Source organism: Sinorhizobium arboris LMG 14919 (assembly GCF_000427465.1).
Classification (GTDB): Bacteria; Pseudomonadota; Alphaproteobacteria; order Rhizobiales; family Rhizobiaceae; genus Sinorhizobium; species Sinorhizobium arboris.
In genome coordinates this window covers 2,596-4,570 of sequence record NZ_KE386499.1, presented here as the reverse complement: position 1 = coordinate 4,570, position 1,975 = coordinate 2,596, and the positions used below count along the sequence as shown (strand labels likewise).

Annotated in this window: 1 protein-coding gene; it reads left to right on the top strand. The window is 64.6% G+C overall.

What is annotated here, in order from left to right; all coding sequences use genetic code 11:
* Positions 1–30: 30 nt before the first annotated feature.
* Positions 31–1,975 (top strand): amino acid adenylation domain-containing protein (locus SINAR_RS01000000134625; protein WP_441005000.1); only part of this gene is annotated, 1,945 nt, incomplete at its 3' end.

The window sequence follows — 1,975 nt, the reverse complement described above, 5'->3', positions numbered from 1 at the left end:
ACGGAAGCGGACTATCCCTCCGACCTGTGCGTGCACGAGCTGTTCGAGGTGCAGGTGCGCCGGGCGCCCGACGCGGTGGCGCTGGTCCATGAGGATGAAGAGCTGAGCTATGGCGAGCTCAACGCCCGGGCCAACCGTCTGGCCCATCATCTGATCGGGCTTGGGGTGAAGCCCGACCAGCCGGTGGCGATCTGCGTCGAGCGCAGCCCGGCGATGGTCGTGGGACTGCTGGCGATCCTGAAAGCGGGCGGCGCCTATCTGCCGCTCGACCCGGCCTATCCCTGCGCACGGCTCAACCAGGTGCTCGACGATGCCGCCCCGCAACTCATGCTTTGCGATGCCGCCGGCCGCGAAGCGCTGGGCGCCGAGGCAATCGCAAGCCTGACGGTGATCGATCTCTCGGACGGCGAGCTTCCATGGGCCGACCAGTCCGCTGACGATCCCGACCCGCGCGCGCTCGGCCTGACCTCCCGGCATCTCGCCTATGTCATCTACACCTCCGGCTCTACCGGTAGCCCTAAGGGCGTCATGGTCGAGCATGCGAGTGTTCTCAATGTTTTATGCGCTTTTCTGGATGTATCAGGCCTCACAGGGCATGATTCACTCCTTGCGATCACGACGATCTCTTTCGACATTGCGGGGCTGGAACTCTATCTTCCGTTGGCCGTGGGAGCTAACGTCGTCCTTGCTCGCGAGACCAATGCTATTGGATTGCAGCAGCATCTGTCCCATCAGAAGATAACTGTGACGCAGGCAACCCCGGCAGCGTGGCGTATGCTCTTCGACGCCGGCTGGGATGGTGCGCCCGATTTAAGCGCGCTGTGTGGCGGCGAGGCGTTGCCTTCAGATCTGGCCTCGAAGCTCGGCAGAAGGGTAAAATCTCTCAGAAATCTTTATGGCCCGACCGAGACTACAATTTGGTCGACCACCTTTCTTGCCGACACGGGCATTGAGGCGCCTAACCGGAATGTGCCGATTGGCCGTCCGATTGCGAACACGCGGATCTATGTGCTTGACGACCATGGCCAGCCCGTTCCGTTCGGGGCTGTGGGCGAGCTCTATATCGGCGGGGCGGGGGTTGCGCGCGGCTACCTGAACCGGCCCGATCTGACGGCGGAGCGATTCCTGGCCGATCCGTTCAGCGGCGAGGTCGGCGCCCGCATGTACCGGACCGGGGACCTGGCGCGCTATCTGCCGGATGGCAATCTGGAGTTTCTGGGCCGCAACGACGAGCAGGTGAAGATCCGCGGCTACCGCATCGAGCCGGGCGAGATCGCCGCCCGGCTCTGCGAGCACGCGCTTGTCGGCGANGCGGNNGTNGTGGCGCGCGANGATNNNNCCGGCGACAAGCGGCTNGTNGCCTATGTGGTTGCGAAGANGNCGGACGGGTCGGACAAAGCCGATGGCGCCGAGCTGGCGGCGGCGTTGCGGGCCCATCTCGGTGGCCTGCTGCCGGACTACATGGTGCCGGCCGCCTTCGTGCGGCTGGACGCACTGCCGCTGACACCGAACGGCAAGCTCGACCGCAAGGCGCTGCCGGCNCCTGNCGACGAGGCCTATGCGCGCCGGGCTTTCGAGGCACCACGCGGCGAGATCGAGACGCTGCTGGCCGGAATCTGGGAAGAGCTTCTCGGCATCGAGCGGGTCGGCCGCCACGACAACTTCTTCGAGCTCGGCGGCCACTCGCTGCTGGCGGTGCGCCTGCTTGCCCGGCTGACACAGGCCTTGGCAGTGGAGCTGTCGCTGGCGATCCTGTTCGCCAAGCCGACATTGGCCGATTTGGCGCTAAGTGTTGGCGAAGTGCTGAACGGTTCTGGTGCACAGGCAGCACCGGCCATCATGCCAGTTGGACGTGATGGTGCCCTGCCACTGTCCTATTCGCAGCAGCGTCTCTGGTTCTTGTCACAGTTGGACGAAGACAGCACGAACTATAACATTCCCCTGGGCTGGCGATTGCGGGGCAGGCTCGATCATG